Genomic DNA, 16,717 nt, shown 5'->3' with positions numbered 1-16,717 from the left:
CGGACCCGGGGCACGCCGCCGTGGGTCTCCCCTTGGGTGACCCACGGCACAGGCCCTAGGGTGGCAACGTGAGGACCAGCCACGGAACCAGCCTGCGCAAGCACCTGGACGCATCCCTTCTGTACCTGTGCACCGACGCCCGGCGCGAGCGCGGTGATCTCGCCGAGTTCGCCGACGCCGCCCTCGCCGGGGGCGTGGACATCATCCAGCTCCGCGACAAGGACCTGGAGGCCCGCGAGGAGATCGCGGCCCTGGAGGTGCTGCGGGAGGCCTGCGAGCGGCACGGCGCCCTGCTCGCCGTCAACGACCGCGCCGACATCGCCCGCGCCGTACGCGCCGACATCCTGCACCTGGGCCAGCGTGACCTGCCCGTCCCCATGGCCCGGGACATCATCGGGGCGGACCCGATCATCGGCCGCTCCAACAACGACATCGAGGCCGCGTCCGCCTCCGCGGCCGAACTCGGTAGCGACTACTTCTGCGTCGGCCCGACCTGGGCCACCCCGACCAAGCCGGGACGGCCCGCCGCCGGACTGGAACTCGTCGAGCGGGTCGCGGCCCTGGACACCGACAAGCCGTGGTTCGCCATCGGCGGCATCGACCTGTCCAACATCGACCGTGTGCTGGAGGCCGGGGCCCGCCGGGTCGTGGTCGTCCGTGCGATCACGGAGGCGGAGGACCCCAGGGCGGCCGCCGCCGAGCTGCGTGCCCGGCTGGCCGCCCGCGCGTAGCGGTGTTCTCCCCGGGCCTTCGCCCCACTGCGGGGCGGGCACCCTCGGCGGGCGCCTACGGCGCGCTCCCGACCTCTGAGAACTCTGGCGGCGCCCGACCGAAACCCCCTGAGGCGACCGCCTCAGGGGACGCCACCCGCGGCGGCGGTCACACGGCCACGTGCGACAGCGCGCTCGGGTGGCGCCGCAAAAACCCCTCGATGGACTGGGCCGGGTGGCCGGTCAGCTTCGGCACGGTGGGTGCGACGACGTCCATCTCCCCGGTGGCGATCGCCGCGTACGACGACGCCCACCCCTCGACCGCCCACTCGGGTGCCCCGCCGGCGCGGCGTGACTCCAACGCCTCATCCCAGGTCTCCGGCACGTACCGGACGGTGCGTCCGGTGAGCGAGGACAGCTTGTCCACCGTGGCGCCCAGGGTCAGCGCCTCCGGTCCGGTCACGTCGTAGGTCGCGTTCGCCGACACCGCGACCACCGCCGGGTCGGTCAGTGCCGCGGTCGCCACGTCCGCCACGTCGTCGCGTGAAACCCAGGCGACGCGGCCGTCACCGGCGGGCCCGCGCACCACACCGTGCTCGTCCGCCCACCGCGGCAACAGGTCCAGGTACAGGCTGGGTCTCAGGAACGTGTGCGCCACGCCGGACAGCCGGATGTGCGCCTCGGTGAAGAAGTGGGTCCGCGCGAAGGTGAAGGTGGCCGCGGGCCCGGCGTTCAGGAAGGACAGGTAGACGATCCGCGACACCCCCGCCTTCACCGCCGCGTCCACCGCGCTCGTGTGCGCGTCGATCCGGTCCTCCGACTCGGTCGCCGACACGAGGAACAGTGTGTCCACCCCGCGGCAGGCCCGTTCGAAGCCCGTGGTGTCCTCGTAGGCCGCCATGGCGGCGCTGCTTCCGGGGTACTCGGGTGCCCGGTTGATGTCGCGGACGATGAGCCGCTGCGTCAGCCCGAGCCGTGCGATCCGGGCCGCGACGCGTCCACCGATCGCCCCGGTCGCCCCGGTCACCCCTATGGTGTGGTTTGTCATGTGATCGTCGCCCATGACACCCCATCCTGAGGGATCGAGGCGGGCCGGGCGCCGAACGGCACGCGCGTTTTTGCGGCTTCCGGTCAGCGGGTGGTCCGCTCTTGGTCCGTGTCGTCGGAGGACCCCGTGACCTGTCTCCCGAGCGGGCGACGGTAGGACAGCCGGCGCAGCAGGACCTCGGCCGGCCCGCGTCGGCCCGCACGCTCCAGCACGTAGGCGGTCACGACCGTCACCAGCCACACGCCGACGGCGAACAGGACCATGCTCCACGAGGTCAGATGCACGGCCAGTCCGAGCCCCCAGGCGGACAGCAGCGGCGCGCACAGAACCGACTGCCCGAGTTGACGTCCTCCCCGGGGTCGGCCCCCGGGGATTCCCACAGCCTCGCGGCTGTGGGCGCGGTGCGCCTCACGGCGCCCGCTGGTTCCTGTTTCGCTGACCGGAGCCCCACCCGAAAGTGGTGGTCTTACCCCGACTCCACAGGCGTTTCAGCTCTCCGCTTCCCGCGCTCCGGCGAGTTTCCGTCCAGCGGCGAGCACAATCCTGGACGCGTTCACGTCCCGATCGTGTTCGGTGTCGCATCCCGAGCACGTCCAGGTGCGCACGTGCAGCGGTTTGGGCCCGTCCACCACCCAGCACTCCGAACAGGTTTGGGAGGAGGCCAGGAACCGGTCCACCCTGGCGAACGTGCGCCCGTACCGGGCGGCCTTGTACTCCAACATGGCCACGAACGCCGACCACCCGGCATCGTGCACACTCTTGGCCAACCGGGTGCGCCCCAGCCCCTTCACACACAAATCCTCCACGTACACCGCTTGGTTGTCGCGGATGATCCTCGTGGAGAGCTGGTGGTGGAACTCGCGGCGCGCGTCGGTGACCTTCGCGTGGGCGCGGGCGACCCTGACCCGCGCCTTGACCCGGTTCTTGGCCCCCTTCTGTTTGCGGGACAGGGCGCGCTGGGCCTTCTTCAGCTTCCTCTCCGCGCGACGCAGGAACCTCGGGTTGGACAACTTAGTGCCGTCGGAGAGCACCGCGAAGTGCCCCAACCCCAGATCGATGCCCACATCAGCCATGGTCTCCGGGAACGGCTCGTCGTCGGTTTTGACCACGAACGAGGCGAAGTACCGGCCTGCAGCGTCCTTGATGAGGGTCACCGTGGACGGGGTTGAGGGAAGGGGCCTGGACCACTTCACCTTTACCTCGCCGATCTTGGGCAGCGACAGTTTGCCCTGCTCGGTGATCTTCCAGCGGGCGTTGGCGGTGAACCGGACCGACTGGCGGTGGTCCTTGCGGGACTTGAACCGGGGCGGCCCCATCTTGGGGCGCTTGCCTTTGAGACCGTCGAAGAAGTTGCGGTAGGCCGCCTCCAGGTCGCGCAGGGACTGCTGGAGGACCACAGCCGATACCTCGCCCAGCCAGGACCGTTCGGCGGTCTTCTTCGCGTCGGTGATCAACCGCGTGGACAACTCGTCGGTCTTGGGGAACGCCTCGCCGTCGGCGCGGGCGGTCTCACGCGCTCGCAGGGCGTCGTTGTAGACCACGCGAGCGCACCCGAACGTCTGGGCCAGCGCGGTGCGCTGGTCGGCGTCCGGGTACGCACGGAACTGGTATCGGAGCTGCACACCCGCATCCTCACACCCGCCTACGACAAGACCGGGGCCGCCTGTGCTGACGGACGAGCGAGGGTTCGGATTCGATTCACCTTCGGCGTGAACGCCGGAGCACTCTCGGATAAGACAGGTAGCACGAGATCGAGCGCTTCCCGGCGGCGGTCAGTGCGGTCAGCACCACGCACAGCAGGACGAGGTGGCGCCCGGGCTCCTCCAGGATCCGGTGGCGCGCGGCCCAGAATCCGAGCAGTATCACGGTGGGGACCACCAGCCCCACCAGACCCTGGCCGAGGACGACCACGGGCCAGGCGGTGATACGGCCGAGGGCGGCGCCGATCACGGAGGGGTTCTCGATGTTGCCGGCCATCATGTCCACACCGTCGGAGACCGATGTCGCGGTCTCCGTACCGGTCTGCTGGAACACGAGCCCCAGCAGGCCGACCGCGGACAGTAGCACCATGATCCCGGTGAGCGCCCCGGCCCACACCAGCAGCGTGGTGTCCCTGCGGCGGAGGAACAGCCAGCACAACACCAGACCGGCCAGTCCGTAGGCGCCCAGGACATCGCCGAACCACAGCAGGAGGGCGTGGACGAAACCGAACCCCAGCAGCCACAGGTTGCGCCGCCGCAGCAGGGCGGACACGTCCTTCGGGCCGGCCCCGGCCGCCTCCTGACGCGTGGCCAGCCGCACGATGCCGTAGCCGAACAGGAACGCGAACATGGGGTAGCTGCGCGAGTCCACGGCCACCATGGTGAAGAACTGCGCGGCCGCGTCCGACGCCCCCCGTGCTGGCGATGTGGCTGCCGCCGATTCAACCGGGGGGAAACGGGGTGGGACAACCTACTTTCGTACGGTCTGTCCCACCCGTTCGTCGGGGAGCGATCGCCCCGGGGCGGTCAGTGCGTCCGGGACGTGGCGGCCACCACGAGCCGCCGCAGCGGTTCGCGGGCGGCGGCGTCCAGACCGGGGCTCTCCAGGGCGTCCATCGCCTGCCCGGCGTACTCCTCGATGACGGCCTCGCACGCCTTGAGCGCCCCGGAGTCCGTGATCAGCGCGCACATCCACTCGACCGACTCCGCCGACAGGTCGGGTGTTCCCAACAGGGTGCGGAACCGGTCCGCGTCGGCCTTCCCCGCGCGCGCGAGGGTCTCGGCCACCACCAGGGTGCGCTTACCCTCGCGCAGGTCGTCCCCAGCGGGCTTGCCGGTGGTGCCGGGGTCGCCGAACACCCCGAGGACGTCGTCGCGCAGCTGGAAGGCCACTCCCAGGGGCAGGCCGTAGTCGGTGTAGACGCCCTCCAGGGCGTCGAGGCGTCCGGCCAGCGCCGCGCCCAGGTGCAGGGGCCGCTCGATCGTGTACTTGGCGGACTTGTAGCGCATCACGCGCAGCGCGGCCTCACGGGTGCTCGTGCCCCGCACCTGCTCCAGGGTGTCCAGGTACTGTCCCGCCATCACCTCGGTGCGCATCGCGTCGAAGGGCGGCCGACCGGCCTGGAGCGTCTCCAGGGCGAACCCGCTCGCCTGGTACATCTCGTCGGACCAGGCCAGGCAGATGTCGCCGATGAGGATCGCCGCGCCCTGCCCGAACCCCTCGCTGTCACCGCTCCACCCGTGTTCGGCGTGCAGGGCCGCCAACCGCTTGTGCGTGGCGGGCAGCCCCCGCCGGGTGTCGCTGCGGTCGATCACGTCGTCGTGGATCAGCGCGCACGCCTGGAGGAACTCCAGGGACGCCGCCGCGCGTACGATCCGCCCGTCGTCCCCGGCGCCGCCCGCGCCGCGCCAGCCCCAGTAGCAGAAAGTGGGGCGCAGACGCTTGCCACCGGAGAGCATCGCCTCCAGGGCGTCCATGGCCGGGGCCAGCTCGGCGCCGATCTCCAGGAGCCGCGCCCGGTGCGTGGTGCAGAACGCGGTCAGCTCGCCGTCCACGGCGGAGCGGATGACGGAGACGGGTGAGACGGACGTGGCTGAGGAAGGGGAAGGGGCCATACCCAGCACACTAGCGGCTGGTCGGGACGGGCGGTCCGGTTTCGCGGGAACGCCGGCCGGCTTTCGCTCAGCGGACGTCCGAGGCGTGTTTCTCCCCGCTGTCCCGAGTCTGGTGCCAGCTGGCGACCAGGACGAAGGACACCGTCACCAGGAGCGCCCACGCGCCGAGCTTGGCGACGTGCACGAAGTCCCACCCGTCCGCCTGGTGCGGGTAGCGCCAGGCGTCGAACAGGGTGGACACGTTCTCCGCCACCCACAGGAACACCCCGATCAACAGGAACGACAGGGACAGCGGCATCCGGTAGCGCGCCTCACCCACGGTGAAGTACACCCACGTCCCCCACGTCACCACGATGAGCACGACGGCCAACAGCGCTCGCAGGTCGGGGAGCCAGTGGTGCGTGAGGAAGTTGAGGTAGATCGCGACCGCCACGGCGGTGGTGGCCCGGGCCCGGTAGCCCACCAGGGACAGTTCCAGCAGTCGCCACGCCCCCACGATGTAGGAGCCCACGGCCGCGTACATGAATCCGCTGTACAGGGGCACACCCCACAGCACCGTCCACGCCTGCTCGGGGTAGGACCACGACCCCAGCCGTACCTTGACCAGCTCGAAGGCCAGCCCCACGACGTGGAAGCCCGCGATCGCGGCGATCTCCCGCCCGCTCTCCAGCCGCAGCCCCCAGAACACGGCGGTCACGGCCACGGCGTACAGCAGGAGCGCGTCGTAACGGGGGAGGGGCAGGGGCACCACGGTGGACGCCGCCATGCCGACGAACATGCACGCCGCGAAGGCGCACGCCCGGGCCTGGAGCCAGGCGAACCTCAGGAGCTGCGCGAGGACGTACAGGAGTCGGGGGGAACGCGGTGCCATCGGCCGATGATCGCAGGAGCACCCGTCCGACGCATCCGGATTCGGGGGGTGTGTCCGGACACATTTCGCGTTCACCGTCTCACGGAGTGGGACACCCCTTCCGGCGGGTGAGGGGGGCTCGCCTAAGGTTGTACGCATGCTGGCAGCACCGACACGCCCCGCGGGGCTCCGAAACACGGCCGCACGGCCGCGTCAGATCCGGGAACTCCTCGACGCGGGCGAACCGATGTTCTCCTTCGAGTTCTTCCCTCCGCGCGGGCCCAAGTCCCAGGCGCGGCTCTGGCGCGCGATCCGTGAGATCGAGGCGTTGGGCCCCTCGTTCGTCTCGGTCACCTACGGTGCGGGCGGTGGCACGCGCGACCTCACCGTGGAGACCACCGAGCGCATCGCGACCGACACCACGCTGCTGCCGGTCGCGCACATGACGCTGGTCGACCACTCGGTGGCGGAGCTGCGGCACCTCATCGGACGGCTGTCCGACGCGGGCGTGTCCAACATGCTGGCCGTGCGCGGCGACCCGCCCGGCGACCCGACGGGCGAGTGGGTCCGGCACCCGCAGGGGCTGACCTACGCCGAGGAGCTGGTCCGACTGCTCAAGGAGAGCGGTGACTTCAGCGTCGGTGTGGCGGCCTTCCCGTACAAGCACCCCCGGTCGGCCGACGTCGAGACCGACACCGACCACTTCGTGCGCAAGTGCGAGGCCGGCGCCGACTACGCCATCACGCAGATGTTCTTCGACGTCGAGGACTACCTGCGGCTGCGCGACCGCGTGGCCGCCCGCGGCTGCGAGGTGCCGATCATCCCCGAGGTGTTCCCCGTGGTGAAGCTGGCCTCGATCCCGCACTCGGAGAAACTGTCCGGGGCCCCCTTCCCGCCCGAGCTGGCGCGGCGCTACGAGGGCCTCGGCGACGACCCCGAGGCCGTGCGGGCCTTCGGTATCGAGTACGCCCAGGGCATGTGCGAGCGGCTGCTCCAGGAGGGCGCGCCGGGCATCCACTTCATCACCTTCAACCAGTCCACCGCCACCAGGGAGATCTACCGGGAGGTCGCCCCCCGGAGTTCCGCAGCGGCAACCGCGCGGCCATGATCGAGAAGGGCTGATCCGGGCTGCCGGGGAAGGAGAACTCCTCCAGCAGTTCGGTGAACCCGCACGAACGGTACAGGTGGCGGGCCGCGGTCGGTCCCTCGCGTGTGGACAGCACCGCGGTGCGCTCCGTCCTGCCTTCGCACAGGGCGTGCAGCATCGCCCTGCCCACCCCCTGGTTCTGCGTGTCCGGGTGGACGTGGACCTCGGCGATCTCCAGGGGGTCGGACAGGTACCGGCGCGCCAGCCGGGTCCGGCCGCGGGCGCGTAGCGCGTCGGTGACGACGTCGTGCCACCACTGGCCGTCGTAGCCGTGGAACCCGTAGGCGAAGCCGACCGGTCGTTCTCCGTGTACCGCCACCACCGAGCGGAAACCGGGGTAGTGGGCGTGGCCGTTCATGACGGAGGCCCGGCCGGGCAGTTGTTCGGACGGGGGGCGCATGGCCGCCTCGTACACCCCGAGGAGGGCGGGGACGGCGTGTGCGAAGGCCGCGGGGGCGAGTTCGCGCAGTTCGGTGTCTGGTACCACTCCGCAAGCGTAGTCCGACCGTCACCGGAACGCTTGACGCGTTCGGCGGGCTGGGGTTAACTGGGGGTCAATCGAACTGGCGTTCGATTGTGGTCCGACGGGTCACCCCCGCGGACGACGGCGCGGCCGGGCTGGGGAGGGGAAGCCCCACGTCCGGCCGCGCCGCCCTCGTGTTCGGGGCGGCCCGTCGGGACCGGTCACGGTCGGCGGCGGCCCCGGACACACAAGAAACCGGCGTCCCGTGGATCGCCGGTTCTCGTGCGTGCCCGGTCGGGGCGGTGCGTCGGTCCTAGAAGGCGTCGACCGCGCGGCGCGCCTCGGGGTCGAGGACGCCCCAGTTGATGAGCTCCTCGGTCAGGTCCGACGGCGACTTGTCGTAGATGACCGCGAGTGAGCGCAGGTCCTCCTGGCGGATGGACAGCACGCGGCCGTTGTAGTCACCGCGCTGGCTCTGGATGGTGGCCACGTAGCGGGAGAGCGGGCCCGCCTTCTCCTGCGGGAGCTGCTGCATGCGCTCCAGGTCGATGACCAGCTTGGGCGTCGGGCCGAGGGGGGTGGGGGCGGCTCCGCCGGGCAGGAGCTCCGACATGGGGACGCCGTAGAAGTCGGCCAGTTCGGCGAGCTTCTGGACGGTGACCGCGCGGTCACCGCGCTCGTAGGAGCCGACCACGACGGCCTTCCAACGCCCGTGGGACTTCTCCTCCACGCCGTGCAGGGACAGGCCCTGCTGGGTGCGGATGGCACGCAGTCGCGCACCGAGGGACTTCGCGTATTCGGATGGCATCTTCTTGTCGCTCCCGGCCGTGACGGTGGCTGGCGTGGTGGGGGAGACGTCCGCTCGTCCTCGGCGGGCCGCCGAGGCGGTCCATCGGTGGTCACGGGGTGCAACCCCACCCGGCAATGGTTACAGACAGTGACGCTAGGGGGGTCTGGCTTCCAGGTCAAGCCGTTGGTGTGAAACGCGACGAATCAGTGGCCAAACCGTGCGTAAGTGAGACACCTCTCATGTCTGTACTGATCGGTGCGAGTGGGGCAGATCAGGTGGGCGAAAAGCCCGATCTGACAGGCATTTTCGTGTTTTGCCTACTCGTGGGGCCAATCCGGCCAGTCATGAAACGGTCACCCTTGGGTGATGAAGCGCCCACTCTTTATGTGACGAGAGTCACATTCGTGACGGGTTGGCGCCGGACGCCTCTGGAGGGTCCCTGTCGTCGCTGGTAGCGTGGCCCCGATCGACATCCTTTAACGTCCTGTCCAGTGAGGCAGGGAAGGGGTCACTACTTTGCGTGCGCAAAACCAGACGAGGGGTGACGCCGGGTCCACCGACCCCACGACGTCCCCCGACACACCCGAGGACGGCCGGGCCGTCCTCGACGGGGCCGAGATCAACCGGGCCCTCACCCGCATCGCCCACGAGGTGCTCGAACGCACCAAGGGCGGTCAACACGTCACCCTGCTGGGCATCCCCTCGCGCGGCGTCCCCCTCGCCCAGCGCCTGGCCCAGCGGATCGAACGCGTCGAGGACCTGAAGGTGCCCACGGGCTCCCTCGACATCACCATGTACCGCGACGACCTGCGGATGGCCCCCGCCCGCGCGCTCGGCAAGACCGAGATCCCCGCGGGCGGCCTCGACGACCGCGTCGTCGTCCTGGTCGACGACGTCCTCTTCTCCGGCCGTACCGTGCGCGCCGCCCTGGACGCCCTGGGCGACCTCGGCCGCCCCCGCGCGGTCCAGCTCGCCGTCCTCGTCGACCGCGGCCACCGGGAACTGCCCATCCGCGCGGACTACGTCGGCAAGAACCTGCCGACCTCCCTGCGTGAGAACGTCACCGTCCGTCTGACCGAGACCGACGGCCACGACGCGGTCCTGCTCGGCCCCGCCCGCCCGTCGCCCTCCACCACCCTCAAACGACGGCCTACGGCCGACGAGCCTCCCTCTTCGTCGCCCTCCACCACCCTCAAAGGAGGCCTGCGGCCCGGTTCTCGCCCGACGCGCCCCGGTACGACGGAGGGGAACTCCTGATGCGCCACCTGCTCTCCACCGGAGACCTCACCCGCGACGAGGCCACGCTCGTCCTGGACACCGCCGAGGAGCTCGCACGGGTCAGCGACCGCTCCGTCAAGAAACTGCCGACCCTGCGCGGGCGCACCGTCGTCAACCTCTTCTACGAGGACTCCACGCGCACCCGCACCTCCTTCGAGCTCGCCGCCAAGCGCCTGTCCGCCGACGTCATCAACTTCTCCGCCAAGGGGTCGAGCGTCTCCAAGGGCGAGAGCCTCAAGGACACCGCCCTGACCCTCCAGGCGATGGGCGCCGACGGCGTCGTCATCCGCCACAGCGCCTCGGGGGCCGCCCACCGGCTCGCCAACTGGGTCGACGGCTCCGTGCTCAACGCGGGCGACGGCACCCACGAACACCCCACCCAGGCCCTCCTGGACGCCTTCACCATGCGCTCCCGCCTGGGCCGCCTGGAGGGGCTGCGGGTCGCCGTCGTCGGCGACATCCTGCACAGCCGCGTCGCCCGCTCCAACGTGCTCCTGCTGACCACCCTCGGCGCGCACGTCACCCTGGTCGCGCCGCCCACCCTGCTGCCGGTCTCGGTGCACACCTGGCCCTGCGAGGTCTCCTACGACCTCGACGAGGTCCTGCCCAAGTCCGACGTGGTGATGATGCTGCGGGTGCAGGCCGAGCGCATGACCGAGTCCTACTTCCCGTCCGTGCGCGAGTACAGCCGCAACTACGGACTGGACGGCGAACGCCTGGCACGCATGCCCGGGGACGCCATCGTCATGCACCCGGGCCCGATGGTCCGCGGCATGGAGATCTCCGCCGAGGTCGCCGACTCCCCGCGCTGCACCGTGACCGAACAGGTCGCCAACGGCGTGAGCCTGCGCATGGCCGTCCTCTACCTGCTGCTCGGCGGCTCCTGACCGCCGACGACGGCCCGACCGGCGTCCGCCGGGCCGCGCGCCCGCCACACCAGGGCCGCGCGCCCGCGCCCCGTCGCGCCCGCACCCGCCTTCCGCACACCGAACACGAGGAAATCCACACAGCGATGCCCGACACCCACGGACCGCACCTGATCCGCCGCGCCCGAGCGCTCGGCGGCGACCCCGTCGACATCCTGCTCGCCGACGGCCGGATCGAGGCCGTCGGCCCCGACCTGAACGCCCCCGAGGGCGCGGAGACCATCGACGCCGACGGCCTCATCGCCCTGCCTGGTCTGGTCGACCTCCACACCCACCTGCGCGAACCCGGCCGCGAGGACGCCGAGACCGTCGCCACCGGCTCCCGCTCCGCCGCGATGGGCGGTTACACCGCGGTCCACGCCATGGCCAACACCGACCCCGTCGCCGACACCGCAGGGGTCGTCGAGCAGGTCTGGCGCCTGGGCCGCGAGGCCGGTTACTGCGACGTGCGCCCCGTCGGCGCCGTCACCGTCGGACTGGCCGGTGAACGCCTCGCCGAGATCGGCGCCATGGCCGACTCCGCCGCCCAGGTCCGCGTCTTCTCCGACGACGGCATCTGCGTCTCCGACGCCCTGCTCATGCGCCGCGCCCTGGAGTACGTCAAAGCCTTCGACGGCGTCGTCGCCCAGCACGCCCAGGAGCCCCGCCTGACCGAGGGCGCCCAGATGAACGAGGGCTGCGTCTCCGACCGCCTCGGCCTGCCCGGCTGGCCCGCGGTCGCCGAGGAGGCGATCATCGCCCGCGACTGCCTCCTCGCCCAGCACGTCGGATCCCGCCTGCACGTGTGCCACGTCTCCACCAAGGGGTCCGTCGACATCATCCGCTGGGCCAAGGCCCGCGGCTGCGACGTCACCGCCGAGGTCACCCCCCACCACCTGCTGCTCACCGACGACCTGGTCGAGAGCTACGACCCGATCTACAAGGTCAACCCGCCCCTGCGCACCGCCGAGGACGTCCAGGCGCTGCGCGAGGGGCTGGCCGACGGAACGATCGACATCGTGGCCACCGACCACGCCCCCCACCCGGTGGAGGCCAAGGAGACCGAGTGGTCCACCGCCGCCATGGGCATGGTCGGCCTGGAGACCGCCCTCGCGGTCGTCCAGCGCACGATGGTCGACACCGGCCTGCTCACCTGGGACCAGGTCGCCGACCGGATGTCCGCGGCACCCGCCCGCATCGGCCGCGTCTCCGAGCACGGCCGCGCCCTGGCCGCCGGTGAGCCCGCCAACGTCGTCCTGTACGACCCGGCGGACCCCGTCGAGGTCGACGGCGGGGCCATGGCCACCAAGAGCAGCAACACCCCCTTCCGCGGCATGACCCTGCCCGGCCGGGTCCGCGCGACCTTCCTGCGCGGGGTTCCGACCGTCCTGGAGGGGAAGATCAGTTGAACACGACAGCGAACATCCAGGTCAGAACTGGTTCGGTAGAGGGGGAGAACGTGTCCGAGGAAACCGGCGGACCGGCGATTCTGGTGCTCGAGGACGGCCGCGTGTTCCACGGCCGCTCCTTCGGCGCCACCGGGGAGACCTTCGGCGAGGCCGTCTTCAACACCGGGATGACCGGCTACCAGGAGACCCTCACCGACCCCTCCTACCACCGCCAGATCGTCGCCATGACCGCGCCGCACATCGGCAACACCGGCGTCAACGACGACGACCCCGAGTCCGGCCGGATCTGGGTCGCCGGGTACGTCGTCCGCGAGCCCGCGCGCATCCCCTCCAACTGGCGCGCCCAGCGCACCCTCGACGAGGAGCTGCGCCGCCAGGGCGTGGTCGGCATCGCCCTCAGGGGCACCCGCGCCCTGACCCGCCACCTGCGCGACCGGGGCGCCATGCGCGCCGCGATCAGTACGGTCGAGACCGACCCGAAGGCGCTGCTGGCCCGCATCATGGAGCAGCCGCCCATGGCCGGGTCCGCCCTGGCCGCCGAGGTCAGCACCGACGCGTCCTACGAGGTCCTGCCGCCCGAGGGCGTCGAGACCCGCTTCCACGTGGCCGCCGTCGACCTCGGCATCAAGGCCATGACGCCCCAGCGCCTGGCCGAGCGCGGCTGCCGCGTCACCGTGCTGCCCGCCGCGGCCACCACCGAGGACATCCTCGCCCTCGACCCCGACGGCGTGTTCTTCAGCAACGGCCCCGGCGACCCCGCCACCGCCGACGGCCCCGTCGCCGCCATGCGCGGAGTCCTGGACGCGGGCAAGCCGCTCTTCGGCATCTGCTTCGGCAACCAGATCCTGGGCCGCGCCCTGGGCCTGGGCACCTACAAGCTGACCTTCGGCCACCGGGGCGTCAACCAGCCGGTGCGCGACACCCGCACCACCAAGGTCGCCATCACCAGCCAGAACCACGGCTTCGCCGTCGACGCGCCGCTCGACGCCCCCTTCGACACCCCGTACGGCCGGGCCGAGGTCAGCCACATCGGCCTCAACGACCAGGTCGTCGAGGGCCTGCGGCTGCTGGACCGCCCCGCGTTCAGCGTCCAGTTCCACCCGGAGGCCGCCGCGGGCCCCCACGACGCCGCCGGACTCTTCGACGAGTTCTGCGACCTGATGTCCGCCCAGCCCGCACCGGCTGCCAAGCAGTAGTAGAGGAAGAGCATGCCGCGCCGTAGTGACCTTTCATCCGTCCTCGTGATCGGCTCCGGCCCGATCGTGATCGGGCAGGCGGCCGAGTTCGACTACTCGGGTACCCAGGCCTGCCGGGTTCTGCGGGCCGAGGGCCTGCGGGTCATCCTGGTCAACTCCAACCCGGCCACGATCATGACCGACCCGGAGATCGCCGACGCCACCTACGTCGAGCCGATCACCACCGAGATGATCGAGAAGATCATCGCCAAGGAGCGCCCCGACGCCCTGCTGCCCACCCTGGGCGGGCAGACCGCGCTCAACGCCGCCGTCGCCCTGGACGAGGCGGGCATCCTGGAGAAGTACGGCGTCGAGCTGATCGGCGCCAACATCGAGGCCATCCAGTCCGGCGAGGATCGCGAGACCTTCAAGGGGATCGTCGAGCGCATCGGCGGCGAGTCCGCGCGCTCCCGGATCTGCCACACCCTCCAGGAGTGCCTGGACGCCGCCGAGGAGCTGGACTACCCGGTCGTGGTCCGGCCGTCCTTCACCATGGGCGGCGCCGGCTCCGGCTTCGCCCACGACGAGGCCGAGCTGCGCCGTATCGCCGGACAGGGCCTCGCGCTCTCCCCGACCACCGAGGTGCTCCTGGAGGAGTCCATCCTCGGCTGGAAGGAGTACGAGCTGGAGCTGATGCGCGACACCAACGACAACGTCGTGGTCGTGTGCTCCATCGAGAACCTCGACCCCATGGGCGTGCACACCGGTGACTCCATCACCGTGGCCCCCGCCATGACCCTGACCGACCGCGAGTACCAGAAACTGCGCGACATCGGCATCGCGGTCATCCGCGAGGTCGGCGTGGACACCGGCGGCTGCAACATCCAGTTCGCCGTCCACCCCACCACCGGCCGGATCATCGTCATCGAGATGAACCCCCGCGTGTCCCGCTCCTCGGCGCTGGCCTCCAAGGCCACCGGCTTCCCGATCGCCAAGATCGCCGCCAAGCTCGCCGTCGGTTACACGCTCGACGAGATCCCCAACGACATCACCCGGGAGACTCCGGCCAGCTTCGAGCCCACGCTCGACTACGTGGTCGTCAAGGTTCCCCGGTTCGCCTTCGAGAAGTTCCCGGGCGCCGACCCCGGCCTCACCACCACGATGAAGTCCGTCGGCGAGGCGATGGCCATCGGCCGCTCCTTCCCCGAGGCCCTCCAGAAGGCCATGCGCTCGGTGGAGAAGGCGGACGTCGGCTTCACCTGGGCGGGCGAGCCCGGGGACAAGGGCGACCTGCTGCGCCGGGCCGCCACCCCGACCGAGCACCGCCTGCGCCAGGTCCAGCAGGCCCTGCGCGCCGGAGCGACCGTCGAGGAACTGCATGAGGCCACCCGGATCGACCCGTGGTTCCTCGACCAGATGCTCCGGTTGGAGGAGACCGCCCGCGTGCTGGCCGACGCGCCCAAGCTCGACGCGGACCTGCTGCGCGAGGCCAAGGGACTGGGCTTCTCCGACGTCCAGATCGGCGAGATCACCGGCAAGCGCGAGGACGTGGTCCGCGAGCTGCGTCACGCCCTGGGCATCCACCCCGTCTACCTGACCGTGGACACCTGCGCCGCCGAGTTCGCCGCCCGCACGCCCTACCTCTACTCCAGCTACGACGAGGAGACGGAGGTCCCCACCGGCGACCGGCCCAAGATCATCATCCTCGGTTCGGGACCCAACCGCATCGGCCAGGGCGTCGAGTTCGACTACTCGTGCGTCCACGCCTCCTTCGCGCTGTCCGAGGCCGGGTACGAGACCGTGATGGTCAACTGCAACCCCGAGACCGTCTCCACCGACTACGACACCAGCGACCGGCTCTACTTCGAGCCGCTCACCCTGGAGGACGTCCTGGAGGTCGTCCGCGCCGAGCAGGCCACCGGACCGGTCGCCGGGGTCATCGTGCAGCTGGGCGGACAGACCCCGCTCGGCCTGGCCCGCCGCCTCAAGGCCGCCGGGGTGCCCGTCATCGGCACCAGCCCCGAGGCCATCGACCTGGCCGAGGACCGCGGTGAGTTCGGCAAGGTCCTGGCCGAGGCCGGGCTGCCCGCGCCCAAGCACGGCACCGCCTACTCCTTCGAGGAGGCCAAGGCGGCCGCGGACGAGATCGGCTATCCGGTCATGGTCCGCCCGTCCTACGTGCTCGGCGGCCGGGGCATGGAGATCGTCTACAGCGAGACGATGCTCGCCGACTACATCCGGCGCAACGCCGAGGTCAGCCCCGAGCACCCGGTCCTGATCGACCGCTTCCTCGACGACGCCATCGAGATCGACGTCGACGCGCTCTACGACGGCACCGACCTGTACCTGGGCGGCGTCATGGAGCACATCGAGGAGGCCGGGATCCACTCCGGCGACTCGGCGTGCACCCTGCCGTCGGTCACCCTGGGCAGCGAGGACATCGAGCGGATCCGCTACTCCACCGAGGCCATCGCCCGGGGGACCGGCGTGCGCGGCCTGCTCAACGTCCAGTACGCGCTCGCCTCCGGGGTCCTGTACGTGCTGGAGGCCAACCCGCGCGCCTCCCGCACCGTGCCGTTCGTGTCCAAGGCGACCGCCGTGCCGCTGGCCAAGGCCGCGGCCCGCGTCATGGCCGGGAGCACCATCGCCGAGCTGCGGTCCGAGGGCATGCTGCCCGCCGAGGGCGACGGCGGAGACCTGCCCGCCGACGCGCCGGTCTCGGTCAAGGAGGCCGTGCTGCCCTTCAGCCGGTTCATCGACAAGCAGGGCGAGGGCGTCGACACCATCCTCGGCCCCGAGATGCGCTCCACCGGCGAGGTCATGGGCCTGGACGTACAGTTCGGCTCCGCCTACGCCAAGTCGCAGCTGGCCGTCAACGGACAGCTGCCCTCCAGCGGCCGGGTGTTCGTGTCCGTGGCCAACCGGGACAAGCGCTCGATGATCTTCCCGGTCAAGCGCCTGGCCGACCTGGGCTTCGAGATCCTGGCCACCGAGGGCACCGCCGTGGTCCTGCGCCGCAACGGGGTGCGCGCCACCGTCGTGCGCAAGCACAGCGAGGGCCCCGGTCCCGACGGCGAGCCGACCATCGTGCAGCTCATCCACGACGGCGGGGTCGACCTCATCGTCAACACCCCCTTCGGCAGCGCCGGGCAGGCCGGACCGCGTCTGGACGGGTACGAGATCCGCACCGCGGCCGTCGTGCGCGGCGTGCCCAGCGTGACCACGGTCCAGGGGCTGGCCGCCGCGGTACAGGCGATCGAGGCGCGAGTGCGCGGCGATGTGGGAGTGCGCTCCCTCCAGGAGCACGCGAGCACCCTCGACGCCAGCCGGGCGTAACCGGGCCGGA

13 protein-coding genes and 2 pseudogenes are annotated in these 16,717 nt (G+C 71.0%); 7 read left to right on the top strand and 8 right to left on the bottom strand.

Features of this window, described 5'->3' with window-relative positions; genetic code table 11:
- Window positions 1-68: 68 nt before the first annotated feature.
- The gene (thiE, locus tag KIK06_RS12740) at window positions 69-731 is read left to right on the top strand and encodes a thiamine phosphate synthase (protein WP_268643296.1); all 663 of its coding nucleotides are present in this window, start codon (window positions 69-71) and stop codon (window positions 729-731) included.
- Window positions 732-879: 148 nt separating this feature from the next.
- On the opposite strand, the gene KIK06_RS12735 is transcribed toward thiE, so the two are convergent.
- The 6 genes and pseudogenes from KIK06_RS12735 to KIK06_RS12710 form a co-directional block, all read right to left on the bottom strand.
- On the bottom strand, window positions 880-1,773 hold the full coding sequence (locus KIK06_RS12735; RefSeq protein ID WP_026127857.1) for an SDR family oxidoreductase: 894 nt from the start codon (window positions 1,771-1,773) through the stop codon (window positions 880-882).
- A 68-nt stretch (window positions 1,774-1,841) separates the two neighbouring features.
- A pseudogene (locus tag KIK06_RS12730) lies at window positions 1,842-2,099 on the bottom strand (DUF418 domain-containing protein); the annotation flags it as partial.
- A gap of 147 nt (window positions 2,100-2,246) precedes the next feature.
- A complete protein-coding gene (locus KIK06_RS12725) occupies window positions 2,247-3,380 on the bottom strand; it encodes an RNA-guided endonuclease InsQ/TnpB family protein (RefSeq protein ID WP_268643295.1) in 1,134 nt (377 codons plus the stop codon).
- A 172-nt stretch (window positions 3,381-3,552) separates the two neighbouring features.
- Window positions 3,553-4,152, bottom strand: a pseudogene (locus KIK06_RS12720) (DUF418 domain-containing protein); the annotation flags it as partial.
- A 113-nt stretch (window positions 4,153-4,265) separates the two neighbouring features.
- Window positions 4,266-5,354 (bottom strand): polyprenyl synthetase family protein, encoded by a 1,089-nt coding sequence (locus tag KIK06_RS12715; RefSeq protein WP_268643294.1) that lies wholly within the window; start codon window positions 5,352-5,354, stop codon window positions 4,266-4,268.
- Between the two features lie 67 nt (window positions 5,355-5,421).
- Window positions 5,422-6,225 carry a DUF817 domain-containing protein gene (locus KIK06_RS12710; protein WP_017599997.1) on the bottom strand — a complete coding sequence of 268 codons (804 nt, stop codon included), beginning with the start codon at window positions 6,223-6,225 and terminating at the stop codon, window positions 5,422-5,424.
- A 226-nt stretch (window positions 6,226-6,451) separates the two neighbouring features.
- Here KIK06_RS12710 and metF point away from each other — a divergent pair, with 226 nt between their 5' ends.
- Window positions 6,452-7,312, top strand: a complete 861-nt coding sequence (gene metF / locus KIK06_RS12705) for a methylenetetrahydrofolate reductase [NAD(P)H] (RefSeq protein ID WP_026127855.1) — start codon at window positions 6,452-6,454, stop codon at window positions 7,310-7,312.
- On the opposite strand, the gene KIK06_RS12700 is transcribed toward metF, so the two are convergent.
- Together KIK06_RS12700 and bldD are read right to left on the bottom strand one after the other, a co-directional pair.
- Entirely contained in the window at window positions 7,233-7,838 is a 606-nt protein-coding gene (locus KIK06_RS12700) for a GNAT family N-acetyltransferase (protein ID WP_017599995.1), read from the bottom strand. The genes metF and KIK06_RS12700 overlap by 80 nt on opposite strands.
- A gap of 289 nt (window positions 7,839-8,127) precedes the next feature.
- Window positions 8,128-8,622, bottom strand: coding sequence for a transcriptional regulator BldD (bldD, locus tag KIK06_RS12695; protein ID WP_017576791.1), 495 nt, complete (start codon window positions 8,620-8,622; stop codon window positions 8,128-8,130).
- 498 nt (window positions 8,623-9,120) lie between these two features.
- Between bldD and pyrR the strand changes: the two genes are divergently transcribed.
- The 5 genes from pyrR to carB all read left to right on the top strand — a co-directional run bounded on the left by pyrR (window position 9,121) and on the right by carB (window position 16,707).
- Window positions 9,121-9,861, top strand: coding sequence for a bifunctional pyr operon transcriptional regulator/uracil phosphoribosyltransferase PyrR (pyrR, locus tag KIK06_RS12690; protein WP_268643293.1), 741 nt, complete (start codon window positions 9,121-9,123; stop codon window positions 9,859-9,861).
- Window positions 9,861-10,769 carry an aspartate carbamoyltransferase catalytic subunit gene (locus KIK06_RS12685; protein ID WP_268643292.1) on the top strand — a complete coding sequence of 303 codons (909 nt, stop codon included), beginning with the start codon at window positions 9,861-9,863 and terminating at the stop codon, window positions 10,767-10,769. Before pyrR ends, KIK06_RS12685 begins: the two co-directional genes overlap by 1 nt.
- A 125-nt stretch (window positions 10,770-10,894) precedes the next feature.
- A complete protein-coding gene (locus KIK06_RS12680; protein ID WP_268643291.1) occupies window positions 10,895-12,196 on the top strand; it encodes a dihydroorotase in 1,302 nt (433 codons plus the stop codon).
- Between the two features lie 50 nt (window positions 12,197-12,246).
- The gene (gene carA, locus KIK06_RS12675; RefSeq protein ID WP_017599991.1) at window positions 12,247-13,392 is read left to right on the top strand and encodes a glutamine-hydrolyzing carbamoyl-phosphate synthase small subunit; all 1,146 of its coding nucleotides are present in this window, start codon (window positions 12,247-12,249) and stop codon (window positions 13,390-13,392) included.
- 12 nt (window positions 13,393-13,404) lie between these two features.
- A complete protein-coding gene (gene carB, locus KIK06_RS12670) occupies window positions 13,405-16,707 on the top strand; it encodes a carbamoyl-phosphate synthase large subunit (RefSeq protein WP_268643290.1) in 3,303 nt (1,100 codons plus the stop codon).
- The last annotated feature ends 10 nt before the right edge of the window (window positions 16,708-16,717 follow it).

Source organism: Nocardiopsis sp. EMB25 (genome assembly GCF_026797795.1).
GTDB lineage: Bacteria > Actinomycetota > Actinomycetes > Streptosporangiales > Streptosporangiaceae > Nocardiopsis > Nocardiopsis lucentensis.
This window is presented reverse-complemented; position numbering and strand designations above follow the sequence as displayed.